This window comes from Epibacterium sp. ABV4_022 (genome assembly GCF_056159345.1).
Map to the genome: position 1 here is coordinate 838,158 of NZ_JBSWVA010000001.1, position 24,749 is coordinate 862,906.

A 24,749-nucleotide genomic window follows, 5' to 3' on the forward strand; every position below is an offset into this window, starting at 1 on the left:
CATAACTAAATCTCGACGTCGAGATAATAGCCACTTGAACCGAACGGTTCAGTTGTTATGTGACCTGCCATACCGATCAAAAAGGACTGACCGATGTTTCTCGAAAAGCTCAACTGGCGCTATGCAGCCAAGAAGATGGATCCCTCAAAGACGGTCCCGGAAGACCTGGTTGCGCAGATTGTCGAAGCAATCCGCATGGCGCCGACCTCCAGCGGCGTACAGCCGTTTGAGCTGTTTGTGATCCGCAACAAGGAGATCCGCGAGGCGATCCGCCCCGTGGCCTGGGATCAGGCACAGATCACCGACGGGTCCCACCTCTTGGTCTTTGCCTCCTGGGACAACTACACCGAAGACCGGATTGATGCGGTGGTGGCGCAGATGGTGGAGGAACGCGGCGACTCGGAGTTGCTTCAGGCCTATTACGGCAACCTCAAGGACATGCTGCTGCCGCGCCCGGCAAAGCAGAACGCGGCGCATGCGGCGCATCAGGCCTATATCGCGCTGGGGTTCGCGCTGGCGGCAGCAGCCGAGCTGGGCGTCGACAGCACCCCGATGGAGGGCTTCGACCCCGATCAGGTGGATGAGATCCTCGACCTGAAATCCAAGGGGCTGCGGTCCAAGGTGCTGTTACCGCTCGGGTATCGCCAGGAAGAGGGCGACTGGCTGTTGCCAATGCCGAAGGTCCGCAAGACCAAGGCGGCGCTGGTCACCGAGATCGATTGATCCGGAGCCGACGGGGCAAGGAAGAGGCGGGGCCGTGAGGCTCTGCCTTCTTATTTTTGAGGTAGCTAGATGTTTAGAGCCCGATTGGGAGGGTAGCCCTAGAACCAATACCGTTTCATTCTTCCCAGGAATTTCAGATCGTGCACGGGAAAATTGGAAGCATCGCCAATGACAGAATCGATGCCGCAGCGTGGGCACAGCACTGTACGTCCGTCGTCACACCAATCGATAATTTCTTCTGGGGCGAAAACTGAAGAACAGTAATGCAGCCACATTGACGGCTCGCTTCGATCTCGGAGCGGTGGTTTGAAGAATGCGTGTGCGCGAATCGAATTCGTTCGTCCATGACCAAATGGTGCCATGCAAAATGGTGCTGTCCAATGGCCGATTGTTCGCCCGTTTTGGCGCGCAGGGCGGAAGGCTGGCCAATTCGTTCTCCGGGATTGGGGCACCTTGTCTGTCCTGGATGACGAGAGACCCACCTGCTATTGGCCCCGTCCCGCCTCAAGGCCGCGCCCACTGCCAATGCCCCTTGCCAGCAAGGCCAAAACCGCCTATACAGCGCCTTGTCAACAGAGATGCGAAAACGCACCAGGACAGTCGGAGCAGGGTCGGGGCATACCTCGGCCCTTTGTGTTTGTTTGTGGCTCCCGATTCGTCTGCGTACCGCTTTTCGGACCGACCAACCCCGTTCAGACCGGTGGAGACAACCACTCGGCCAGCAAAACTTTGAAAAGGAAACCTGAGACCACATGGCTCAAAACACATCGATGGAGGAATTCGAAGCCCTCCTGCAAGAAAGCTTCGAAATGGACACCCCCGAAGAGGGTTCCGTAGTCAAAGGCAAGATCATTGCCATTGAGGCCGGTCAGGCCATCATCGACGTCGGCTACAAGATGGAAGGTCGCGTCGAACTCAAAGAATTCGCAAATCCCGGCGAAGCGGCAGACGTCACCGTTGGCGACGAAGTCGAAGTCTACCTGCGCGCGGCTGAAAACGCCCGTGGCGAAGCTGTCATCTCTCGCGAGATGGCGCGCCGCGAAGAAGCATGGGACCGCCTGGAAAAAGCATACGCAGACGACCAGCGCGTCGAAGGCGCGATCTTCGGCCGCGTCAAGGGTGGCTTCACCGTCGATCTCGGCGGCGCCGTGGCCTTCCTGCCCGGTTCGCAAGTTGATGTCCGCCCCGTGCGCGACGCAGGCCCGCTGATGGGTCTGAAGCAGCCGTTCCAGATCCTGAAAATGGACCGTCGTCGTGGCAACATCGTTGTGTCCCGTCGCGCAATCCTCGAAGAGTCCCGCGCCGAGCAGCGTGCCGAAGTCATCGGCAACCTGTCCGAAGGCCAGGCGGTCGAGGGTGTGGTCAAGAACATCACCGAATACGGTGCGTTTGTTGACCTCGGCGGTGTTGACGGGCTGCTGCACGTCACCGACATGGCATGGCGCCGTGTGAACCACCCCTCCGAGATCCTGTCCATCGGCGAGACCGTCAAGGTCCAGGTGATCAAGATCAACAAAGAGACCCACCGTATCTCCCTCGGCATGAAGCAGCTGCAGGAAGATCCGTGGGATCTGGTTGGCGCCAAATACCCGCTGGCCTCCGTGCACAAGGGTCGCGTCACCAACATCACCGATTACGGTGCATTTGTTGAGCTGGAGCCCGGTGTCGAAGGTCTGGTCCACGTCTCCGAGATGTCCTGGACCAAGAAGAACGTGCACCCCGGCAAGATCGTCTCCACCTCGCAGGAAGTGGACGTCATGGTGCTGGAAATCGACGGCGCCAAGCGTCGCGTGTCCCTGGGCCTCAAGCAGACCATGCGCAACCCGTGGGAAGTGTTTGCAGAAACACACCCCGAGGGCACTCAGGTCGAAGGCGAAGTCAAGAACATCACCGAATTCGGTCTGTTCATCGGCCTCGAAGGCGACATCGACGGCATGGTTCACCTCTCCGACCTGTCCTGGGACGAGCGCGGCGAAGATGCGATCCAGAACTACCGCAAAGGCGACGTGGTTCAGGCCGTTGTCTCCGAAGTGGACGTCGAGAAGGAGCGTATCTCGCTCTCCATCAAGGCGCTGGGCGGTGACAAGTTCGCAGACGCCGTTGGCGGCGTGAAGCGTGGCTCCATCGTGACCGTGGAAGTGACCGCGATCGAAGACGGTGGCATCGAAGTGGAATACGAAGGCATGAAGTCCTTCATCCGCCGCTCCGATCTGTCCCGTGACCGTGCAGAGCAGCGCCCCGAGCGTTTCTCGGTCGGTGACAAGGTCGACGTGCGCGTCACCAACATCGACTCCAAGACCCGTCGTCTGGGCCTGTCGATCAAGGCACGCGAGATCGCAGAAGAGAAAGAAGCCGTCGAACAGTATGGTTCTTCCGACTCCGGCGCGTCCCTCGGCGATATCCTTGGCGCAGCGCTGAAGAGCGAATAAGCCGCTCTGACAGAGATCAGAAAGCCCCGCAGGAGCGATCCTGCGGGGCTTTTTTATGTGTGCGAGACGTCCGGGGTGGGGACCGCCGAACAGGCGGAGCCCCAGGGTGTGCAGGTTCAGTGCGCGATCATCTCGTGCACGATGTCGTCGGCGCTGTAGCTTGCCGGGTAATAGGTCGGCCAGTTGGTCAGCTCTTCCAGCACCTCGGCACGGTCATCCCCCCAGTAGAGGTGGTAGTGCGACACGGCTTTCGGCGCGATGTGGTGATCGCTGAACTGGATGTAGGTCGGTGCCTTGTCGTCGCCGCTGTCTTTTTTGAAGATGTAGCGAACGCCGCGATTGCCCTTCTTGTAGGTCAGCACCTCGTAGCCGTCGGACACATAGGTGCCGCTGTAGCTCTCCTCGCCGGCCGTGAACGTCACCGTGTCACCATCAAAGCGGATTGCGTCCACATCGGTTGCATAGCCGGTCTCGTAGTAGGCGCGATACTCTGCGGCGGTCTTGTCGCCATGTTCGGCCTTGTGTGCCATGACAGGGGCCAGTGTTCCGTCGACGAGGTAAGGATAGACGGATTGCCAGTCACCTTGCCAGTCGGCCAGGGTGCGCGGCTGAATCTGTTCGTCTTCGAAATACCCTTTGTAGATCTCTTTGTTGTGCGCGTGCTCATGTGCATGATCGTGTTCATGCGCGTGATCATGGTCGTGGTCGTGGTCGTGGCCGGAACCCGCGAAGGCCGGGGCGGAGAATGCCAGGGTGGCCGCGCTCAGCAAGGCGATGCTTGTGCGAGAGAGGGTGGGCATGTGGAATAATCCTCTGTGATTCATATGTAATAACGTAACACTTATTGGAGGTGTCCTGGCCCTGCAATAGCAACCCGTTGGCCATTCCCTTGCCGCCGTGGACAGGGGATCCGCTCAGCCGAAGACGGACCAGCCGGTCTCTTGCGCGAAGCGCTCTACCGCGAGGGTTCCGAGTTGCGAATTGCCATGGCGGTTGAGGCCGGGAGACCAGACGGCGATCGATGCGCGCCCGGGGGCGATGACCAGGATGCCGCCCCCCACGCCGCTCTTGCCCGGGAGCCCGACCCGATAGGCAAAATCGCCCGAGCCATCGTAATGCCCGCAGGTCAGCATGAGCGCATTGATCCGGCGCACGCGATCACGTGAGATCATCGTCGGCAAATCCGGTGACCCCACAAGGAACCGACCCGCCATGGCCAGCTGGCGCGGCGTCATCTCGATCGCGCATTGGTGAAAATAGGTGCCACAGGTGAGATCGGGGCTGTTTTCGAAATTGCCATGCGCTGCCAGGAAGTGGCTGAGCGCCATGTTGCGATTGCCATGCTCCGTCTCGGATCGCGCAACAGCCTCATCGATATGGATGTTCTCATCCTCGGCAGCGGCGCGGATGAACCGCAGGATTTCGCCGAGAACTTCGCGCGGGGCATGGCCGGCCAGAATGGCATCGGTCACCACCAGGGCGCCGGCATTGATGAACGGGTTCCGGGGAATGCCGTGTTCATGTTCGAGCTGAAGGATCGAGTTGAAGGGCAGGCCGGAGGGTTCTCGCCCGACCCGGCGCCACAGGTCTTCGCCCAGACGCCCCAACGCAAGGGCCAGGGTAAAGACCTTTGAGACGGACTGGATCGAGAACCGCGTATCGGCGTCGCCCACCGCAAAGCTGCGGCCATCGGCCAAGGCGACGACCATGCCGAACTTGCCGGTGTCGACGCTGGCAAGCTCGGGGATATAGCTTGCGGCCGCGCCGCGGTCGGCCTGCGCCTGCATCTCGGCTGCGATCTGTTGCAATATGCCGTCGAAATCCATCATCTGTCTGTCTCGCTCTCCCATGTGCCCAGCCATAGGCGAGCCACCGGGGAGAGGCAAAGCCTGTTTGCGCTGACGGTGGTGCTGTTGTTCAGGCAAAGGGGCTGCGGATATGTGGGATAGGAAACGCGGAACTGAAAGCCCTTGCCCTCGATCTGAGGCGCTCCACACCGGCAGCGTAGATTTTGCGCCCAGGATGTCGCATCAATGGCGCAGAGGCAGAAAACAGCGCCGTCCGCCCGAACAACAGGGCAGGGGCGCGTCCCGGAGGCTGTGAGGAGTGCGACTGATGAAGACGAAACCGATCCGACTGTTGGTGGTCCTGGCCCTTGGCGGCTGCGCCGCCCCGATAGCGCCGGAGTCCATGAGTATGGATCTGGCCCGCGATGGCGCGACATATAAGGTGTCAGGCCGATATGGTCCGGGCTGGTCCGAGGGGGACGTGCGCGGCGAGGTCGAGGCCGCCTGTCGTGCAAAGGCAATGCGGCTGAGCCGGTTCCGGGGGCAGCCCTACACCGAAACCGGTGGCACCGCGTATGAGGCGCGATGCAGCCCGGCCCATTGATCCGGGCCGCAGCTGCGCGCCGCGATCTTCTGCCGGTGAAGGCTTGCGAATCAATAACTTCGCGGATGCAGCATTCCCAGCCGGTTTGCCTGAAACTTGTGCGGCGGGCGACGATGGCGCCTGTGAAATTGCGTGTTTCTCCGCTCAAATCAGCCGACAGTCGATGATTTTGGCCTCAAGCCCCTGCCTAACCTGTTTTCGCTGAACAACTTTCTTCCTATAGTTCACGTACCCTATGTGTCAGACACGGGCTTTGGGAGGGCCACTACATGATCCGTTCGGAACTGATCCAGAAGATTGCAGACGAAAACCCGCACTTGTATCAGCGGGATGTGGAGCGGATCGTCAACACGGTCTTTGAGGAGGTCACCACTGCCATGTCGCGGGGGGACCGGGTCGAGCTCAGGGGGTTTGGCGCTTTTTCTGTAAAGAAGCGTGATGCTCGGGTTGGACGCAATCCTCGCACCGGTGAGACGGTTCATGTTGAGGAGAAGCACGTGCCCTTCTTCAAGACGGGCAAGCTGCTCCGTGATCGATTGAACGGAAAAGAAGAGTAAATGCGTTACATCCGCTATGCTGTCTGGGGCGTTCTGGCTGTTGTTCTGGTCTCTGTCAGCCTCGCCAATCGTGGGTTTGTGAACCTGAAGCTGATGCCGGAGGCCTTGGCGGAGCTGGTCGGGTTCAATCCCTCTATCACCCTGCCGCTGTTTGTGGTGGTGCTGGGCGGTCTGGCCCTTGGGGTGGCGCTGGGCTACGTGCTGGAATACCTGCGCGAGCACAAGCACCGGCGCGAGGCCCGGGTCAAACATGGCGAAGTCAAGAAACTCTCGCGCGAAGTCAAACGCCTGAAGCGGCAAAAGCACGAAGGCAAGGACGAGGTTCTCGCGCTGCTGGACGACGCCTCCTGATATGTCGGGGATCAGGGTCAAGATCTGCGGCATGAAAACCCGCGCCGATATGGAGGCTGCGGCGGCCGCCGGTGCGGCCTATGTTGGCCTGAATTTCTTTGCAAAATCAGCCCGTTCCGTCACGATCGCGCAGGCGGCAGCGCTGGCGGTGGATGCGCCGGTCGGGCTGGCGAAGGTCGGGTTGGTGGTGAACCCCACAGATGCCGATCTCGATGCGATTGCCGGTTCGGTGCCGCTGGATATGATCCAGCTGCACGGTCAGGAAAGCGTGGAACGTGTGGCCGAGATCAAGACCCGCTATGGTTTGCCGGTGATGAAGGTGATCGGCGTGGCCGACGCCTCCGATCTGGCGCCCATCGATCTTTATGCGCAAGTGGCGGACCAGATCATGATCGATGCCAAGGCGCCAAAGGGGGCAAAGCTGCCCGGGGGCAATGGCATCGCCTTTGATTGGCAATTGCTGGCGGACAAGAAATACTGGCAGGCGCCTTGGATGCTGGCGGGTGGCCTGGCTCCCGAGAACGTCGCGGAGGCGATCCGCAAGACCGGCGCGCGTCAGGTCGATGTGGCCTCTGGCGTAGAAAGCGCTCCCGCACAAAAGGACCCGGATCTGATGCGTGCGTTTGTCGATGCCGCGCAGACGGTTTGACGGAATTTACGGGTCCGATTTCCAACATCGCTTGATCCATCTAAGCGCCCTCAGGCGGCGCAACTGTCGTTTGCGTCTGCGATAGGAGGCGAGGCGACGGTGGGCCGTGTTGCGCTCGATCTGCCAACCGCTTTGGTGGGGCGCATGGGGTGTGCGCGGCCGTGTGTAAGAAAGAAACATGTCGGAAGGCTTTCATTTGTGGTAGGATGCCACCAGAATTGCTGATGTTTTTCAGCAATTGGAGAGCGTATCTGTGCAAGTGGCATTCCAAAAATGAAAGAGACTCCATCGCTTGATGATCTGGAGCTGTTCGCGCGTGTGGGTCACGCGGGCGGGCTGGCCGCCGTCGCGCAGCAGACCGGTGTAAGTGTTCCCACACTCAGCCGACGCATGCGCGCCTTCGAGCGTCAGGTCGGCGCGCAGTTGTTCGAGCGCGGTCCCCATGGGTATCGCCTGACAACGCAGGGGCGGGCGCTCCTTGGCGAAACCCGTGGTCTTCAGGCCGAGGCGCAGCGTTTGCGGCGCCTTGTTGCAACACCCCTGGCGGCAGAGGTGCGCATCACGGCGGGCAGTTGGACCTCGGCCTACCTTGCCCGGCACCTGTCGCGGTGGTGGCAAGCAGAGGCGAACTGGCGCCCGGCCTTCCTGGAAGCGGATGCGCGGCTGGATATCGCGAGGCGGGGCGCAGACATCGGCGTTCGAAACCATCGCCCGGATCAGAGCTGGTTGGCCGGGCGATGCACGGGGCGGGTTTCCTATGCATGCTATGCAGTGGACGAGACGGTGCGCGGCTTTGTGACAGTGCCAGAGCGCGCCGCAATGATACCCTCCGCACGTTGGATCTGGGCGCATCATGGGGCTGAGGTCTCCGTCACCGCTGGCAACCCGCGCATGCTGGTCGATCTGGCCTGCGCCGGTGCGGGGCGGGTGGTCTTGCCACAGTTCGTGGCGGCCTGGTTTCCGCCTTTGCGGCAGATCGGACCTGAGATCGCCGAACTTTCGCATGAGGAATGGTTGGTGAGCCATCATGACGCGCGGCATGATCTACCTGTTCGGGCCGCGCTTGAGGCGGTCGCAGCCGTTCTGACCGATCTCAACCTGCGCCCCAAACAGAACTGACGCAGCCGGGGGCGGCTCCCGCCCGCTCTTGTGCTTCCCTTTGGGAAGCCCATCGTGCCGTTGGGCCTGGCGCCGCGCGCGCCCGGAGGGCGCGCGCGGCGCGGGTCGCTTCGGGCTCTGCCCGAAGCGAAACCGTTCACGAAACCCCGGTTTCTGACACAGGGGTCAGGAAATTACCGAGAAACCTGTTTCTCTTGCCCTAAATGCGCTTTAGAACCAGCGCATACGGAAGACGGAGACACCACCCATGGCCGATGATCTCATCAACAGCTTCATGAACGGGCCGGACGAAAATGGCCGTTTCGGCATCTTCGGCGGTCGCTTTGTCAGCGAAACGCTGATGCCGCTGATCCTGAGCCTCGAAGAGGAATATGAAAAGGCCAAGGTGGACCCGGACTTCTGGGCCGAGATGGACGATCTGTGGAAGAATTATGTAGGCCGACCAAGCCCGCTCTACTTCGCAGAGCGCCTGACCGAGCATCTGGGCGGTGCCAAAGTCTATATGAAGCGTGACGAGCTGAACCACACCGGCGCGCATAAGGTCAACAACGTGCTGGGGCAGATCCTGCTGGCGCGCCGCATGGGCAAGACCAGGATCATCGCCGAGACCGGCGCGGGCCAGCACGGGGTTGCGACCGCTACGGTCTGTGCCAAATTCGGTCTGAAGTGCGTCGTCTATATGGGCGCGCATGACGTGCGTCGTCAGGCCCCCAACGTGTTCCGCATGCGCCTGCTGGGCGCCGAAGTGATCCCGGTGACTTCGGGGCGCGGGACGTTGAAGGACGCGATGAACGATGCGCTGCGCGACTGGGTGACCAATGTGCGCGACACGTTCTATTGCATCGGCACCGTGGCGGGGCCGCATCCCTACCCGGCGATGGTGCGCGATTTCCAGTCGGTGATCGGCAAGGAGGTGCGCTGGCAACTCGCCGAGCAGGAGGGCGAAGGCCGTCTGCCCGACACCGTGATCGCGGCGATCGGTGGCGGTTCCAACGCGATGGGACTGTTCCATCCCTTCCTTGATGACAAGTCGGTCAACATCATCGGCGTCGAGGCGGGTGGCAAAGGCGTGGATGAGAACATGGAGCATTGCGCCTCTCTCACCGGCGGCCGTCCGGGCGTGCTGCACGGCAACCGCACCTACCTGCTGCAAGACGATGATGGGCAGATCCTCGAGGGGTTCTCGATCTCGGCCGGTCTGGACTATCCGGGCATCGGGCCGGAGCACGCATGGCTGCATGAAACAGGCCGGGCGCAATATGTCTCCATCACCGACAAGGAAGCGCTGGAGGCGTTCCAGCTGTCCTGCGCAATGGAAGGGATCATCCCGGCCCTGGAGCCGAGCCATGCTCTGGCACATGTGACAAAGATCGCGCCGACCCTGCCCAAGGACCACATCATCGTGATGAATATGTGCGGGCGGGGCGACAAGGACATTTTCACCGTCGCCCGTCACCTCGGTTTTGACATGTCGGACACCGAAGAGGGGCGCGACCTGAAGGACTGATCAGGCAGCTGATGTGCTGTCCGGATTGAGAGGCGTGGCCGCAGGGCCGCGCCTTTTTCGTTCTTTTTCTGCTGCGGATTAGCAGACCCGGGGCCATTCAGGTCAGGGCCGGATCCGGACTTAACACCTTTTTATAAGAGTTTGAGTAATCCTGAGACCTGTTTCTGGTAACGATTTTCGGGTTTACGATGCAGGAAGACGCCTTACACGCCGTGCAGCAGCTTCAGCTTGCTGCGGACCACATGTGGACACTCATCGCCGCGGCTCTGGTCTTGCTGATGCAGCTGGGCTTTCTTCTGGTCGAAGCGGGCATGGCGCGGTCCAAGAACAGCATCAACGTTGCGCAGAAGAACATCACCGATTTCCTGATGTCGGTCAGTGCCTTCTATGTGCTCGGCTTCGGGTTGATGTTTGGCGCCTCTTATGGCGGCTGGTTCGGAACAGATACCTTTGCCTTTGAGCAGGCAGATGACTGGCAATACACGTTTTTTGTGTTCCAGGCGGTCTTTGCGGGCACCGCTGCGACAATCATGTCCGGCGCGGTGGCAGAGCGGATGCGCTACGGTGTCTATGTTGCGGCGGCCCTGTTCATCGGGTTGCTGATCTATCCGGTGAGCGGCCATTGGGCGTGGGGAAACCTGCTCAACGGGGACAACGCGGCTTATCTCGCGGACCGGGGGTTCATCGATTTTGCAGGCTCGACCGTGGTGCATTCGGTTGGTGCTTGGGTTGCGCTTGCAGGCATCGTGGTGTTGGGCGCGCGTATAGGCAAATTCAATGCGGACGGAAGTCCGAATGTTTTGCACGGGCACAGCTATGTGCTGGCAACTGCGGGGGCGATCATTCTCTGGGTGGGCTGGATCGGCTTCAACGGCGGCTCAACCACGGCGGCGAGCCCCGATCTGGCGCATATCGTGCTGAATACCCTGCTGGCCGCGTGTTTCGGTGGCGTGATGGGGATCTTGACCGGGCGGGTCATCGATCCCGTGAACATTCCGCATCGCCCCATCAACGGCAGTCTCGCCGGGCTGGTCGCGATCACCGCAGGCTGTGATGCGGTTTCGGTGCAGGGCGCCGCCGTCATCGGTGCCAGCGCCGGTTTGCTGGTGGTTGTGTCCGAATGGGTCATGGAAAACAGGCTGAAGCTGGACGATGTGGTCGGGGCTGTTTCGGTACATGGTGTCTGCGGCGCATTCGGCACTGTTGTCTTCCCACTCTTTGCGCTGCCGGGAAAGCTCGCTGCTGACAGTGTCGGCGCGCAGGTGCTGGTGCAGATGGAGGGGGTCGTGCCAGGTCTTTGCCTGGGCGTTTGGTCTGAGCTGGGTGTTCTTCAAGGCAATCGACATGGCGGTGGGCATCCGCGTGCCGCGTGAGGATGAGATGATCGGTCTCAACAGTACCGAACACGGGGCAACGCTGGGGACCGGGGGGCTTCAGAAACAGATCGAGGCGATGACGGAAAACGGGGTCGATCTTACGCGGCGTTTGGATGAGAGCACTGGCGACGAGGCCGCGGAGCTGGCGGCGCTGTTCAATCCGTTCATCGATCAAGTGCACGATCTGGTGTGTGATATTCATGAAAACGCGCGGCGGATGAAACGGTCGTCGTCGGGGCTGGAAACCCTCTCGGGGGCCTTCCGGGAGGGCGCAGAGAGAACCGGTGCGCTGACGGGAGTGGTCAGCAACAGCTCGACCGAGGTCGCGGGGCAGGCGCGAAACAACCGCGAAATTGCCGAGCAGATCCTGGCAGAGATGACCCGGATCGCCAGCAGCGCGGGGGGCATGTCAGAAGAGGTGACGGCAGTCTCCGAAGCGATCGCTGAGATGATGAACTCGATCAGCCAGATTTCCGGAAACGCCAGCGCAACCAGCGGTGTCACCAAGGAAGCCAACGTTCTGTCGGGAGAGGCGGTCGAGACAATGCAGGCGCTCTCCAAAGCCTCTGAGGAGATCGAGGCCGTGGTCGGGCTGATCCAGAAGATCACCATGCAGACAAATATGCTGGCCATCAATGCCGCGGTTGAGGCGGCGCGCGCAGGCGATGCGGGCAAGGGGTTTGCGATCGTTGCCGGCCAGGTGCGCAGCCTGGCTGCGGAAACCGACAAGGCGGCGGAGGAGATCCGCCAGCGGATCTCGCATATGCGCAGCCAGTCGGATGATGCGTCGAGCGTGATTGGCGGCATCACGGAGCTGATGCAGTCCATTCACGCCTCGGTCGAAGGGATCACGGCCGAGGTCGAAAGCCAGCGCCGCGCGGCAGGCCGCGTGTCCGAGCGCATGACAAGCGCATCAAACAGTGCGCAAACGGTGACGCAATCCATTCAGGATGTGCAGCAACGGGCTGAAACCGTGCGCAGCAACGCGACGCGCAACGAAGAAAGACTGTCGGAGAACGCGAAAACCGCCGGGGACCTACAGGCGGACGCACGTCAGAGCATGCAGCAATCCACCGACCTTGCCAAAGAAGCCAATGCGATCAACACGCTCTCGGCCGAATTGACGACATCGGTTGAACGTTTTGGCCTGCGCGGGGAGGAAGCGGATCGCGACGCGGACTGGCTGGCACAAGAGGCGCGGCAGGGACGTGACCCCTCCGGCGATCTAAAGGCAGAGGGCGGCGCCTGAGCGCCGACGGGCAAGCCGGGGCCTGTCTCGCCGAGGAGGGCGAGACAGGGGGGGGGCGCTACGAAGCGTCGTGGAGGACGGTCTCAAACCCTTCGAATTGAGGCGCGCCGAGTATCGGGCTTTCGCCCTCGCGTTTCCCGGCATTGCGGTGAGCGGCGCGAAACTGGTCTGATTTGGTCCAGGCCTCGAAATCCGCCCGGCTGTCCCAGATCACATGGCTGGAATAGAGCGTGTGATCCTCGTGTTGGGGGCCCTTCAGAAGGCGAAATTCGCGAAAGCCCTGCATCTCCGAGAGGCGGCTTTCACGTTCCTTCCAGATGGTTTCGAAGTCGGTTTCCCGGCCGGGACGAATTTTGAAACGGTTCATGGCAATGAAGCCCATGGGATTTTCCAGTCCTGTCTGTGTTCGCTGAGTGAGGCTGGCAAGGAGGCTGCGGATCCGGCTGGCCGACACATTCAGTAATCTGACCCGCCTTCGCAATCAAGCGACTGACCCGTCGCAACTGGGACATTCGTGCGCAGAGGGCGGGGTGGGTGCCCGAGACGGCGTTGCCCCGCCGCGCGATCAGGTCGGGGAGGTGACGGCATGGGCGCGCAGGACCGGGAGCGGGATGATCTCCAATGCGCGCCTGTGGGTTGCTTCCAGGTGCACGGCCGGTGCGCAGCCTTCTTCTGCCGCTTGCATGAAACGGGACGCGCACAGGCACCACCGGTCCCCCGGTTTCAATCCCGGGAAGTGAAACGCGGGCAGCGCGGTCGATAGATCATTGCCAACATATTTCGAGTAGGCGAGGAACTCTGACGTCATCACCGCGCAGACCGTATGGCTGCCGTGATCTTCGACGCAGGTGTTGCAGTGCCCATCGCGGAAGAACCCCGTGACCGGATCCTCTGCGCAGGGGCGCAAGGGGCCTCCCAAGACATTTATCGCAGGGTCTTTGTCCATCATGTCCGTCTCTCCGTCGTGCCAATCGCGCGGGCGCGCGCACGCGCGCTCTCACACTCTATGTTAGTGCGCTGCTCTGCGTTTTCACGCAATGGCGAGTTCCGCCGCGCGACGTTCCGTCATATCTGGAGGTGCGGTTTGCCCGGACGCGTGGACGCGTCGCAGCCCGAACGGCGTGATCGCAGGTCGGCGCGGGCGGGCATTGCTGTGTCGAACGACGTGGTTATTTGAACTTGTCGAGAAGTTTCTGCATCGGGGTCCGGTTCTCCGCAGAAGAGGGGGCGGGGGCGTCCTCGGTTGCGGGTTTGGCGCGGCCTTGTTCCGCCCCCGTGCGCGACTGTTGGTTTGTCTTGCCCGTGTTGGACCCGCTGGCGCCGCGACCGGGAGCCACTCTGAGGGCCACGGCATTCATGAACCGACCGCTGTCGCCCCGGGCCAGATCCGCGGCGCCGTCGGACAGGCCCCGCAGGAGATCGTCGAGCCAGGTCTGATCCGCCTTGGGGAAATCACGCAGCACATACCCTGCAACCGCGTCCTTGTGACCGGGGTGCCCGACGCCGAGGCGGACGCGCCCGTAGTCTGCGCCGATGTGGGCATGGATCGACCTGAGCCCATTATGCCCCGCATGACCGCCGCCGTACTTGACGCGGCATTTGCCAGGCGCAAGGTCCAGTTCATCGTGGAACACCACCACATCCGCAGGTGTCAGCTTGAAAAAGCGCAGCGCCTCTCCCACCGACTGTCCGGAATTATTCATGAAGGTCTGGGGCTTGAGGAGGACCACCTTTTCCGTGCCGAGGGTGCCGTCGCACATCTGCCCCTGAAACTTTGACTTCCAGGGAGAGAACCCATGATCCGTCGCAATCTGATCCAGGGCCATGAAGCCGATATTGTGCCGATTTCCCGCATATTTTGCGCCCGGGTTTCCGAGGCCGACGAGGAGTTTCATAACCTGCTCTCCTGGTGACTGATGCGGGCAGTCATGCCCGGTTTTGGCCCGAAGATCCAGTCCGTGACCGCTGCCGCGGTTTTGTGATGCCAGTGCCATAAATCGGCCCGGTTCCGTTGCGAGTTCAGAGCATTGGATTGGAGTGGTCCGGAACGATCAGGTTCGGGGATTGAGATGAAGGATATTTGGGACATGAACAACAACGTTCAGGCACAGAACACGCCGTCACGTGGTGGATTTCGCAAGGGCGCGTTGGTTCCGCGCATGGTGGGCATTCTGGCGGCTGCCGTGATGCTGTCGGGATGCGCGGTCGAGCCCGGGCCGTCGGTGCCGACCAAATCCGGCAGTACCGTTTTTGAGGCACGCGAATCCCTGGCGTTCTGTGCGCCGCGGGGACCAAGGGCCGGTCAGGCCGCGGTCACGTCCAGCTATATCGCGGGCATCATTTTCCTCGGCGTTCTGCCGGGGACGATCGCAGCCGCCAGCGGCGCGGAGAACTCTCGGCGTCAGGGGGCGATAAACGCAGTGGATGACTGCCTGGCGGAGCAAGGGTTCGAGCGGCGCGAACTGACCGCGCAGGAGGCGATCGCCATCAAGCAGCGGGACCGCTATGCGCGTGAGCAGTTGCTCAATCACTTGATCAATGGCGGCACGCTCGCCTCTTATGAAGGGCCCTGACCGGCGCGCAGGCTCTTGTGCGGCAGGCCGGGCAATAAAAAAGGCAATAAAAAAACGGGCTCCTGAGGAGCCCGTTTCAAAGGTCGCCTTCCCGCGTTCGGGAGAGGGATTATTCTTCGGCTGCTGCTGCGGCTTCCGCCTCTTCGCCTTCACCTTCGGCTTCGTCATCCGCGGACTTGAGGCCGGAGGGCGCGGAGATGTTCGCAATCACGAAATCCCGGTCGATCGTCGGTTTGGTGCCTGCGGGCAGCTGTACTTCGGAGATGTGAATCACATCGCCAATGGCTTTGCCGGCGAGGTCGACGGTCAGCTTTTCCGGGATGTCACCAGCGGTCACCACCAGTTCGACTTCGGCGCGCACCACGGTCAGAACGCCGCCGCGCTTGAGGCCAACGCATTCTTCCTCGTTGATGAACTCAACCGGAATGAACAGGTTGATCTTCGAGGTGCGACGCAGGCGCATCAGGTCGAAGTGGGTCGGCAGGTCCTTTACAACGTCACGCTGAACGTCGCGGCAGATGACGCGCACGTCATCGTGGCCTTCAACCTTAAGGTTGAACAGGGTCGACTTGAAGCGGCCGGCCTTCAGTTTCTTCAGCAGTTCGTTGAAGGGGATCTGGATGGACAGCGGGTCAACGTCGCCACCAAATACAACACCAGGAACCATGCCTTCGCGGCGGGCTGCGCGAGCGGCGCCCTTGCCCGTCCCCGCACGTTCCTGGCATACGAGATCAGGAATCTCATTCGCCATTTTATATCTCCATAAGCAATCGGGGGTGCCTCCAAGGCTGTCACCCCGCGTGAAGCCGTTCTGGTAGACGGAAACATGCTGTTTGGAAAGACCTAAACTGTGACAATCATCCGCGCGGGGCGAGTTTTCCACCTGCATCGCGCAGTCTGGCGTGCAGATCGAACTCTGCCGCGCGGGCGGCCCGCAGACGATCGCGGTTCCGCGGCGACAGCTCGGCGGGGACAGCGGGTGACACGTTGCGCGGCGCAAAGGTGATTCTCTCTTCGAAGCGCTGGCTGAGAAAGGTCTCGAGCAGGTCCAGCTGTTCGTAGGCGAACAGGTGATCGACCAGAATGCGGCCGCCCCGGCCGGACAGCAAGCGATACTGGCTGCCGATGCGCGCGCAGGGGGGCGGGTCTTCGGACAGGAGGGCTTCGACAAAGGCGTCAAAGCTCAGATGGCCAGCGTATTCCGGTTTGTCCTTGATGTCGTCACGACTGCGATACTTGTACCAGCTGCGGATCTGGTCTTCCGGGTCGCGCAGCACGGCAAAGCACCGCAGTTTGGCCCCGAAGGTGTCGCGGACGAAGGGGCGGATGCGCCGGTGCAGGCGCCGCGCCGAGGTATGCTTGCGGGATTTGCGGAAAACAATATCGGCATGGGGCCGCAACGCCTGTTCGATGGCGGTTGTCCCGGTCTTTGGCACGGCAACAAAAGCAAGGGCCTGCGGCGTGAAGATCAGCATGGCAACGGGATAGCGCGCCGCGCTGCGCGGCGCCAGCGTGTAACGGTACAATTTGGCGATTGTGACCCAACGCGCACTGTGCATTCTCGCGGCTATGGAATTCATGACGGATATGCGCACCAGCGCGGTGCATGGGCGGGCCTTTGCGGTGATGGGGTTCTGTGTCGGTACCTTCGCGGCCTACGCGCCGCAGCTGAAGGCGCAGGCCGGGTTGGGCGATGCGGATTTTGGACTGGCGCTGCTGGTTGGTGCTGCAGGGGCGGTGGGGGCCATGTGGGTCGCGCCGCGGATCGACCGCCTGCTGGGGGCCTCGGCAATGACGGTCTGTGCTCTGATGTTGGCGGCAGGATTCCTGCTGCCCGGCCTCGCCACCAGCTGGGCCGCATTTGCCGCTGCGATCTTTGTCGCCTCCAGCGCGGCAGGCCTGCTGGATGTGGTGATGAATGCCCGGCTGAGCGGCCATGAGGCGCGCACGGGGCGATCGCTGATGAACCTCAACCACGGGCTGTTTTCGCTCGCCTATGCGCTGGCGGCCCTGGTTGCGGGGCTGGTGCGGGAGGCCGGCGTCGCCCCGGTCTGGTGTTTTGCCGGGGTGTTGGCGGTCACGGTCATTCTGGCGTTTGGCATGCGGGACGTTGTGGAGCCGGAGCCGACGGAGGCGACCGATCAGAGCCTTGCGCCGGTTGTCCTGCCCTGGGTCATGGTGACCCTGGCGGGGTTGATCGTGTTGATCTCCTTTACCGCCGAGCAGGCCACCGAAAATTGGTCCGCCCTGCATCTGGAGCGGGCCTTTGGGGCCAGCGCCGCAGAAGGTGCTTTGGGGCCGGCTGTGCTCGGGCTGACGATGGGGATCGGGCGATTGTCCGGTCAGGAAGTGTTGCGCCGGGTGGCCGAAGGCACGTTGATGCAGATCGCCGCAGCACTGGCCGCCACCGGGCTGATCCTGGCGGCCTTTGCTCCGGTACAGGGGCTGGCCTATGCGGGGTTTGCAATCCTGGGATTGGGTGTATCGACGATCGGGCCCACGGCGCTTGCCTGGGTCGGCAAGACCATATCCGCGCAACTGCGCAGCGCGGCGATTTCGCGCATGGTGATGATCGGCTACTGCGGCTTTTTTGTGGGTCCGCCGGTGATCGGCTTCATGGCAGAAGCCTTTGGGCTGCGTCTGGCGCTGGCGACCATGGGGGGCATGCTCCTGTGCATCACCGTCATTCTGGTGCCGGCGCTGCGGGCCTCGGCCCGGCGGAGTGGTGTCATCGCCTGAACAGCGGCGCACCGCGGCCCAAACCGCCAGGTCCCGCCGTCACGCCCAGCGGCCGGTGAAATCCTCCGGCACCAGCAGGTTGTGACGGCCCAGGTTGGTCACGGCCTTCTCGCCGCAGAGCGCCATCGATGTGTCGAGCTCCTTGTGGATCACCTCAAGCGCCCGTGTCACGCCCTGCTGGCCCATGGCACCGAGACCATAGACAAAAGCACGGCCGATCATGGTGCCGCTGGCGCCGAGGGCGAGTGCCTTGAGCACATCCTGACCGGACCGGATGCCGCTATCCAGATGCACTTCGACCTGATCGCCGACCGCGTCCATGATCCGCGGCAGCATCCGGATGGAGGACAGCGCCCCGTCCAACTGGCGGCCGCCATGGTTGGAGACGGTAATGGCATCGGCCCCTACCTTGGCCGCCATCCTGGCATCCTCTTCGTCCAGGATGCCCTTCAGGATCACCTTGCCGCCCCACATGTCCTTGAGCTTTTCGATTTTGCCCCAATCCAGCGAGGGATCGAATTGCTCGGCGGTCCAGGCGCCCAGGGAGGACGCATCGGAGATGCCCTCGACGTGGCCGACGATATTGCCGAAATGGCGCCGTTTTGCCCCCAGCATCTCAAGGCCCCACGACCATTTGGTCATCAGGTTGGCGATCGTTCTTGGCGTCAGCTTTGGCGGCGCGGAAAGACCGTTTTTCAGGTCCTTGTGGCGCTGGCCGAGGATCTGCAGGTCGAGCGTGATCACCAGAGCCGAACAACGGGCGGCCTTGGCGCGTTCGATCAGGCGCCGCACGTAGTCCTCGTCCCGCATGGTATATAGCTGAAACCAGAAGGGTTTGGTGGTTGCTTCGGCGACGTCTTCGATCGAGTTGATCGACATGGTCGACAGCGTAAAGGGCACGCCAAAGGCTTCGGCGGCGCGCGCGGCCTTTATTTCGCCATCGGCGCACTGCATGCCGGTGAGCCCGACCGGAGCCAGGGCCACCGGCATGCTGACATCCTGCCCGATCATCTGGCTGGCCGTCGACCGGCCCGCCATGTCCACCGCAACCCTCTGCCGCAAGCGTATCTTGTCAAAATCCGTCGTGTTCTCGCGGAAGGTCTGCTCGGTCCAGGAGCCGCTCTCGGTGTAGTCGTAGAACATCTTGGGCACGCGGCGGGCGTAGATCCGTTTCAGGTCGCCGATATTGGTGATGACAGGCATGAAGATCTCCTCGACCGCGCAGTTGGTAATGTTTTCTTACCAATCGTATCTGGCCATGGCAAGCGAGGTAATCGTAATCTTGCATTTACGGTTTTGTGCAACTTTATCGGTGAACACCTCCCAGAATCGCGATGTGACAGCGCGGGTCCGGGTGGGAAACTTCCGGAGAACAGCCGAAGTTTCATCTGCTGACCATCGCGCAGCCCTGAATTCCTAAATTCCGAACGGGGACCGTTCGGGGTGGTTTATTGATTTTGGACCAGATGCACGCCAGATCGGGATTTTGCCCGGGCGGGCACCGGCCGCGTCAGCTGTCGGTTTTCACTGGAGGGTGGAGCAACATGAGTGTTGTGTTCGTATCTGAAGAGATTCCCAGGGGCCTTGGCGCCCCTGCCTCCGGAGTCGCCGACGCAGCCCCAGACACCGGACGCACGCCACGAACCTGGGTCCGGATGCAGCGCCAGAGGTTGTCATGACGCTGCATCCCGATGATCCCCTTGTGCCGGAACGGTCTTCTGATGACCCTTCGTATCAGGAGCTGCTGGCCGAGCTGCAGCGCGAGCGGCTGCTGCGGGAGGATCTGCAGTCCAAACTGGACAAGACCGGTCAATCGCTGCGACAGGCCAACAGATCGCTGGTGTCGCTGGCGCGGCAAGTGGACCGAATGGTCAAGGAACGCACGGAGGACCTGGCGCGGGATCGCGCCGCTGCCGAGGCGGAGAATGCGGCAAAAACCCAGTTTCTGGCCACGATGAGCCACGAAATTCGCACGCCACTGAACGGGGTGCTCGGGATGGCCTCGGCCCTGTCGGATACGCCGCTGAGGGAGGAGCAAGCCCAGATCCTGGGCGTGCTTCACGACAGCGGTCGGCTGCTCTTGAGCATTGTCGACGATATTCTGGATCTGTCGAAGATCGAGGAAGGCAAGCTGGAACTGGAGCGCCTGCCAACCGATGCCGTGGCTTTGGTCAAGGCCGTGTACCGCCAGTTCGAGGCCCGTGTCAGCGCCAAGGGACTGAACTTCAGCAGGATGTGCAGCGGCCGGTTGGCGCGCGGTGAGGTCTGGGTCAATATCGATCCGACCCGGTTTCAGCAGGTCCTGAGCAATCTGCTCTCCAATGCGATCAAGTTCACGGAGCGCGGTTCCGTTGCCGTGATCGCGGATCTGGAGCCGGAGCGCGGCGGCACGATGATGCTGTCCGTCACCGTGCGCGACTCTGGCATCGGGTTGACCCCGCAACAGCTTGACTGCCTGTTCGAACCCTACATGCAGGCGGATGCCAGCGTGCACCGCAATCACGGGGGCACGGGGCTGGGTCTCGCGATTGCCCGGCAGATCTGCCAGCGCATGGGCGGAGACCTGACCTGCCGCAGCGTGGAAGGGGAGGGCAGTGAATTTCGCGCCAGCTTTCGTGTGACGCGCGCCGAGCCCCTGCCCGAAGACCTTGAGGTCGATACCAAGATCGACAATGCGGTGCTGTCAGCCCGCCGCTGGCGCGTCCTGGTGGCGGAGGACAATCGCACCAACCGCATGGTCCTGCACCACATGTTGAAGGACTTCGACCTGGAGCTGGTTTGGGTGCAGAACGGCGAGGAGGCGGTGGAGGCCTGTTTCCAGATCCGGCCCGATCTGGTGCTTATGGATGTGAACATGCCGGTGCTCGACGGGCTGACGGCGACGGCCCGTATTCGGGCACGCGAACAGCGGGAAAATCGGGACCCGGTTCCCGTGATCGCGGTGTCGGCGAACGCCCTGCTGCACCAGGTGAACAGCTACCTGGATCAGGGCATGACCGATCATGTCGCCAAGCCACTGCGCAAGCGCCGGCTGTTGCAGGTCATGGCAAAGGCATTGTCCTGACGGTCAGCCGGCGTGCGCGCCATCCGCCAGCGATTTCACAAATGCCAGCACCTCGGCCGGGGATTTGCCCGCGCCGATTTCGGCAACAATCGCGCTGCCGACAACAGCACCGTCGGACACCGAGGCGATGGTCTGAGCACGTTCCGGGGTCTTGATGCCGAACCCCACGATGATCGGCAGATCGGTGGCGGCTTTGATACGGGCAACCTCGGGGCCAACATCGGCGGCTTCTGCCTCGGCGGCACCGGTGATGCCGGTGATCGAGACGTAATAGACAAACCCCGATGTGTTCTGCAGCACCCGCGGCAGGCGCGCGTCATCGGTGGTGGGGGTGGCAAGACGAATGAAGTTCAGACCCGCAGCCTGTGCAGGCAGGCAGAGTTCGCTGTCTTCTTCCGGCGGCAGATCAACCACGATCAGCCCGTCGATGCCTGCCTCCTTGGCGTCGCTCAGGAATGTGTCGACGCCGCGCGAATAGATCGGGTTGTAATAGCCCATCAAAACGATGGGGGTGGTGGTGTCTTCTTTGCGGAAATCCCGAGCGAGCTGCAGTGTGCGCTCCAGCGTCATGCCGGCTTCCAGGGCGCGCTGGCCTGCAAGCTGAATGGTGGGGCCGTCCGCCATGGGATCGGTGAAGGGCAGGCCGAGTTCGATCACGTCAACGCCCGCTGCTGGCAGGCCTTTGACCACTTCGAGCGAGGTATCATAATCGGGGTCGCCTGCCATCACATAGGTCACGAAGGCCTTCTTGCCCGCGGCAGAGAGTTCAGCAAACTTGGCATCGATGCGTGTTGTGGGGCGGGTCATGGGCAGGCCTTTATAGATCTCTGTTGCCTGCCTGATGTGCCGAAACTTGTCGGTAAAATCAATCCCGCACGACAGTCATGATCGCTGAGCGGCGCCGCTTTAGCCGGGTGGTGTGCGGCCAAGGGGCATGTGCAGGCGCAAGGCGATGGTATTCAGCCCCGGGTTCACGTCGCCCACCGAGGCGTTGGAGATATGCGTCAGCGCCAGCGACACGCGCCGGCCACCACGCAGATCGCGCCCGATGCCCAGCAGGGAGCGGATTTCGAAGGTCGAGCCCAGATCGTTGCGCGCCGAGCTTTCGAAAAACACGCCGGGCATGATGCTGGCCTCTATGAACCAGCCCTGTCCAATCGGGCGATGCGCCTGGAGGCCTCCGCCCAGAAAGGCGTCGCCGGTCTCATGGATCTGGCCGGCCAGCCCAAGCCCGGCGTCAAAGCCCAGGATCTGCCAATCGCGGGGGCCCAGATATTCGGCGGAGAAATAGGGGCCGCTGTCGGCTTGGTCTTCATGAAAGTCGGCATACCCCAATCCAAACGTCAGTTCTTGCGCCCGGAGTGTGGAGGGAAGCAACAGCATGGAAACAAATGTCAAAACGGAGATCGTGTTACGCATACGGACCTCGCTACTTGTGAACCGCCTGCGCCGGGACATCCGGCGCTGTAAGGCATAAAATTAGGATAAATGAATATGTATGGTTTGTGTCAATGCTCTGCTTCAGCCTGTCACACACGCTGTGCGCTTGCGAAAAGGCCCGTGAGAGCCTAAGTGCTGGCTCCCAAATGGCATCAGGAGGCCGGTATGGGCTTTAAAATGGGAATCGTGGGTCTGCCGAATGTGGGCAAGTCGACCCTGTTCAACGCGCTGACCAAAACCGCCTCGGCGCAGGCGGCCAACTTTCCGTTCTGCACGATCGAGCCGAACGTGGGCGAGGTGGGGGTTCCCGACGCGCGCCTTGAGAAACTGGCGGCGATTGCGCAGTCCAAGCAGATCATCCCCACGCGCATGACGTTTGTGGATATTGCGGGCCTTGTGAAAGGCGCATCCAAGGGCGAAGGCCTGGGCAATCAGTTCCTCGCCAATATTCGCGAAGTGGACGCGATCGCCCATGTTTTGCGGTGTTTTGAGGATGGTGACGTCACCCATGTGGACGGTCGTGTGGACCCGGTTGCGGACGCGGACACCATCGAAACCGAGCTGATGCTGGCGGATCTCGAGAGCATCGAAAAACGCCGCGCCAACCTCGTGCGTAAACTCAAGGGCAACGACAAGGAAGCACAGCAGCAGGACCGTCTGCTGGCAGAGGCTCAGGCGATGCTCGAAGACGGCAAACCCGCCCGTCTGGTCGAGGTTGATGCCGAGGATCAGAAAGCCTGGGCCATGCTGCAGCTTCTGACCACCAAACCGGTGCTCTACGTCTGCAACGTCGGCGAAAGCGAGAGCGTCGAAGGCAACGCGCATTCCGCCAAAGTTGCCGAGATGGCAGCGGCTCAAGGTAACGCGCATGTGATCATTTCGGCGCAAATCGAGGAAGAAATCAGCCAGCTGGAGGCAGAAGAGGCGCAGATGTTCCTCGATGAGATGGGTCTGGCAGAGGCCGGGCTCGACCGTCTGATCCGCGCAGGCTACGAGCTGTTGCATCTTGAGACCTATTTCACCGTCGGCCCCAAGGAGGCGCGCGCTTGGACCATCCGTTCTGGCACCGCAGCGCCGCAGGCTGCAGGCGTGATCCATGGCGATTTCGAAAAAGGGTTCATCCGCGCAGAGACCATCGCCTATGACGATTTTGTTGCTTGTGGTGGCGAAAACGGTGCAAAGGACGCCGGCAAGATGCGGGCCGAAGGCAAGAGCTATATCGTCAAGGATGGCGATGTGATGCACTTCCTGTTCAACACCTGACCCCGCGCGTTTGACGTTGAAGTCCCGATGCCCGTCTTCCCAAGAAGGCGGGCATTTTTCTGATACAGTTGTCGGATATTCGAAACGCTGACAGGCTTGAGTTGCCGCTAACAGAAGTGCTACACCCGCTCGATTAATCAGTCGTAGGTATAAAAAATGACAACGAAACTCATCATCGACACGGATCCCGGCATCGACGATGCAATGGCGATCTTCTACGCTGCCGCCGCCCCGGATATCGAGCTTCTGGGCCTGACAACCATCTTTGGCAATGTGACCACCAAGATGGCCACCCGCAACGCGCTGCGCCTGCTGGAAGCCGCCGATCTGGAGCTGCCCGTCGCGCATGGCGCGGAAAAGCCGCTGGTATTGCCGCCGTTTGAACCGTCGGCCCATGTTCATGGCGACGAGGGATTTGGGGATATCCCCGCCGCCGATCCCAAGGGGCAGGCGGTTTCTGAAGAGGCCGCCGATTTCCTGATCCGCATGGCGCGCGAGCACAAAGGCGAGCTGGTGGTGTGCCCGGTGGGCCCGCTGACCAATATCGCCCTTGCCGTTCAGCGTGACCCGGAGTTTGTGAAAAACTGCAAACGCATCGTCATCATGGGCGGCTCGCTTGAGGCAGGCGGCAATATCACGCCCCACGCCGAGGCCAATATCTACCATGACCCCCACGCTGCCGAGGTGGTTTTTGCCGCCGCTGCGGGCAAGGTGGTGATGGTTGGGCTGGATGTGACGCTCAAGATCCTTTGCACCCCCGAGGATTTCGACGCCATCAAGGAACGCTCGCCGGAACTGGGAGGCATGCTCAAGGATATGAGTGTCTTTTACATCAAGTTCTATCAGGAGGTTGCAAACCTCAACGGCTGTTCCCTGCATGACCCTGCGGCAGTGATCGCCTGCACGCATGCGGATCTGTTCAAAACCCGCGCTGTCAAGCTTGGGGTTTCGGTCGAGGAAGACACCTCTGGCAAGACGCAGCTGGCGGATGATGCCCGGGGCGAAACCCATGTGGCGATGGAAGTCGATGCCGATGCGGTAAAGGCCTTGTTCCTGAAGCGCCTGTCACTGCTGCCCTGATTGCAGCCTGATCGGTGCCTGGAGCGTCGCGGGCTGTTGGGGGCAAGATCACGTGATCCGATGTCAGCCCGTGATCGTCTCTGCAAATCGGGGCACACAAATGCGGATAGGGTCACTCTGCTCTTTCCGCGGCCCAGGTTTGAGGGTCTGGGTGAGGGTGGCCAACCTGTTGCCGGGGGCCTTCGGTTTCGGGCCAGGAAACAGCCCCGAGCAGGCGGCGAGCGGTATGGTCAATCAGC

General features: G+C 61.7%; 24 protein-coding genes and 1 pseudogene. 15 read left to right on the forward strand and 10 right to left on the reverse strand.

All coding sequences use genetic code 11. The features are described 5' to 3' along the window. The first annotated feature begins 93 nt into the window (after nt 1–93). On the forward strand, nt 94–723 hold the full coding sequence (locus ACXAF5_RS04025) for a nitroreductase family protein (protein WP_474945621.1): 630 nt from the start codon (nt 94–96) through the stop codon (nt 721–723). A 752-nt stretch (nt 724–1,475) separates the two neighbouring features. Beyond that, the gene (rpsA, locus tag ACXAF5_RS04030) at nt 1,476–3,152 is read left to right on the forward strand and encodes a 30S ribosomal protein S1 (protein ID WP_239318954.1); all 1,677 of its coding nucleotides are present in this window, start codon (nt 1,476–1,478) and stop codon (nt 3,150–3,152) included. 116 nt (nt 3,153–3,268) lie between these two features. Here the strand turns inward: rpsA and ACXAF5_RS04035 are convergent, their stop codons facing one another. Beyond that, nucleotides 3,269–3,952, reverse strand: coding sequence for a metal-binding protein ZinT (locus tag ACXAF5_RS04035; protein WP_474945622.1), 684 nt, complete (start codon nt 3,950–3,952; stop codon nt 3,269–3,271). A gap of 114 nt (nt 3,953–4,066) precedes the next feature. Beyond that, the gene (locus ACXAF5_RS04040) at nt 4,067–4,981 is read right to left on the reverse strand and encodes a glutaminase (RefSeq protein ID WP_474945623.1); all 915 of its coding nucleotides are present in this window, start codon (nt 4,979–4,981) and stop codon (nt 4,067–4,069) included. A gap of 286 nt (nt 4,982–5,267) precedes the next feature. On the opposite strand from ACXAF5_RS04040, the gene ACXAF5_RS04045 reads away from it, so the two are divergent. The 8 genes and pseudogenes from ACXAF5_RS04045 (at nt 5,268) to ACXAF5_RS04080 (ending at nt 12,351) form a co-directional block, all read left to right on the forward strand. Next, nucleotides 5,268–5,543 (forward strand): hypothetical protein, encoded by a 276-nt coding sequence (locus ACXAF5_RS04045; RefSeq protein ID WP_474945624.1) that lies wholly within the window; start codon nt 5,268–5,270, stop codon nt 5,541–5,543. Between the two features lie 269 nt (nt 5,544–5,812). Then, entirely contained in the window at nt 5,813–6,100 is a 288-nt protein-coding gene (gene ihfB, locus ACXAF5_RS04050; protein ID WP_239318961.1) for an integration host factor subunit beta, read from the forward strand. Further along, nucleotides 6,101–6,451 (forward strand): LapA family protein, encoded by a 351-nt coding sequence (locus ACXAF5_RS04055; protein WP_239360074.1) that lies wholly within the window; start codon nt 6,101–6,103, stop codon nt 6,449–6,451. A gap of 1 nt (nt 6,452) precedes the next feature. After that, nucleotides 6,453–7,100: a phosphoribosylanthranilate isomerase gene (locus ACXAF5_RS04060; RefSeq protein ID WP_474945625.1), complete on the forward strand. Its 648-nt coding sequence runs from the start codon at nt 6,453–6,455 to the stop codon at nt 7,098–7,100. A gap of 273 nt (nt 7,101–7,373) precedes the next feature. After that, nucleotides 7,374–8,219, forward strand: coding sequence for a LysR family transcriptional regulator (locus ACXAF5_RS04065; RefSeq protein WP_474945626.1), 846 nt, complete (start codon nt 7,374–7,376; stop codon nt 8,217–8,219). Between the two features lie 247 nt (nt 8,220–8,466). Beyond that, nucleotides 8,467–9,726, forward strand: a complete 1,260-nt coding sequence (gene trpB, locus ACXAF5_RS04070; RefSeq protein ID WP_474945627.1) for a tryptophan synthase subunit beta — start codon at nt 8,467–8,469, stop codon at nt 9,724–9,726. Between the two features lie 278 nt (nt 9,727–10,004). Continuing rightward, nucleotides 10,005–10,898: pseudogene (locus ACXAF5_RS04075) on the forward strand (ammonium transporter); the annotation flags it as partial. Between the two features lie 4 nt (nt 10,899–10,902). Continuing rightward, complete coding sequence (locus ACXAF5_RS04080) at nt 10,903–12,351, forward strand: methyl-accepting chemotaxis protein (RefSeq protein ID WP_474945628.1); 1,449 nt, start codon at nt 10,903–10,905, stop codon at nt 12,349–12,351. Nucleotides 12,352–12,409: 58 nt separating this feature from the next. On the opposite strand, the gene hmuQ is transcribed toward ACXAF5_RS04080, so the two are convergent. The 3 genes from hmuQ to pth form a co-directional block, all read right to left on the reverse strand. Next, a complete protein-coding gene (gene hmuQ, locus ACXAF5_RS04085; protein ID WP_239318969.1) occupies nt 12,410–12,733 on the reverse strand; it encodes a heme-degrading protein HmuQ in 324 nt (107 codons plus the stop codon). Between the two features lie 183 nt (nt 12,734–12,916). Further along, entirely contained in the window at nt 12,917–13,297 is a 381-nt protein-coding gene (locus tag ACXAF5_RS04090; RefSeq protein ID WP_474947796.1) for a DUF2237 family protein, read from the reverse strand. Nucleotides 13,298–13,520: 223 nt separating this feature from the next. Next, nucleotides 13,521–14,246, reverse strand: coding sequence for an aminoacyl-tRNA hydrolase (gene pth / locus ACXAF5_RS04095; RefSeq protein WP_474945629.1), 726 nt, complete (start codon nt 14,244–14,246; stop codon nt 13,521–13,523). A 192-nt stretch (nt 14,247–14,438) separates the two neighbouring features. Here pth and ACXAF5_RS04100 point away from each other — a divergent pair, with 192 nt between their 5' ends. Beyond that, entirely contained in the window at nt 14,439–14,924 is a 486-nt protein-coding gene (locus tag ACXAF5_RS04100; RefSeq protein WP_474945630.1) for a hypothetical protein, read from the forward strand. A 109-nt stretch (nt 14,925–15,033) separates the two neighbouring features. On the opposite strand, the gene ACXAF5_RS04105 is transcribed toward ACXAF5_RS04100, so the two are convergent. Continuing rightward, nucleotides 15,034–15,675 (reverse strand): 50S ribosomal protein L25/general stress protein Ctc, encoded by a 642-nt coding sequence (locus tag ACXAF5_RS04105; protein WP_239318972.1) that lies wholly within the window; start codon nt 15,673–15,675, stop codon nt 15,034–15,036. A 106-nt stretch (nt 15,676–15,781) separates the two neighbouring features. Then, the gene (locus tag ACXAF5_RS04110; protein ID WP_474945631.1) at nt 15,782–16,483 is read right to left on the reverse strand and encodes a hypothetical protein; all 702 of its coding nucleotides are present in this window, start codon (nt 16,481–16,483) and stop codon (nt 15,782–15,784) included. A 19-nt stretch (nt 16,484–16,502) separates the two neighbouring features. Here ACXAF5_RS04110 and ACXAF5_RS04115 point away from each other — a divergent pair, with 19 nt between their 5' ends. Then, nucleotides 16,503–17,663 (forward strand): MFS transporter, encoded by a 1,161-nt coding sequence (locus ACXAF5_RS04115; protein WP_474945632.1) that lies wholly within the window; start codon nt 16,503–16,505, stop codon nt 17,661–17,663. Nucleotides 17,664–17,702: 39 nt separating this feature from the next. Here ACXAF5_RS04115 and ACXAF5_RS04120 read toward each other — a convergent pair whose 3' ends face one another. Next, the gene (locus tag ACXAF5_RS04120) at nt 17,703–18,866 is read right to left on the reverse strand and encodes an alpha-hydroxy acid oxidase (protein ID WP_474945633.1); all 1,164 of its coding nucleotides are present in this window, start codon (nt 18,864–18,866) and stop codon (nt 17,703–17,705) included. 472 nt (nt 18,867–19,338) lie between these two features. Between ACXAF5_RS04120 and ACXAF5_RS04125 the strand changes: the two genes are divergently transcribed. Beyond that, nucleotides 19,339–20,727: an ATP-binding protein gene (locus ACXAF5_RS04125; RefSeq protein WP_474945634.1), complete on the forward strand. Its 1,389-nt coding sequence runs from the start codon at nt 19,339–19,341 to the stop codon at nt 20,725–20,727. A 3-nt stretch (nt 20,728–20,730) separates the two neighbouring features. Here the strand turns inward: ACXAF5_RS04125 and trpA are convergent, their stop codons facing one another. After that, a complete protein-coding gene (gene trpA / locus ACXAF5_RS04130; RefSeq protein ID WP_474945635.1) occupies nt 20,731–21,534 on the reverse strand; it encodes a tryptophan synthase subunit alpha in 804 nt (267 codons plus the stop codon). Between the two features lie 99 nt (nt 21,535–21,633). Beyond that, nucleotides 21,634–22,146 carry an acyloxyacyl hydrolase gene (locus tag ACXAF5_RS04135; protein ID WP_474945636.1) on the reverse strand — a complete coding sequence of 171 codons (513 nt, stop codon included), beginning with the start codon at nt 22,144–22,146 and terminating at the stop codon, nt 21,634–21,636. A 186-nt stretch (nt 22,147–22,332) separates the two neighbouring features. Here ACXAF5_RS04135 and ychF point away from each other — a divergent pair, with 186 nt between their 5' ends. Next, complete coding sequence (gene ychF / locus ACXAF5_RS04140) at nt 22,333–23,430, forward strand: redox-regulated ATPase YchF (RefSeq protein WP_474945637.1); 1,098 nt, start codon at nt 22,333–22,335, stop codon at nt 23,428–23,430. Between the two features lie 156 nt (nt 23,431–23,586). Continuing rightward, nucleotides 23,587–24,510, forward strand: coding sequence for a nucleoside hydrolase (locus tag ACXAF5_RS04145; RefSeq protein ID WP_474945638.1), 924 nt, complete (start codon nt 23,587–23,589; stop codon nt 24,508–24,510). The last annotated feature ends 239 nt before the right edge of the window (nt 24,511–24,749 follow it).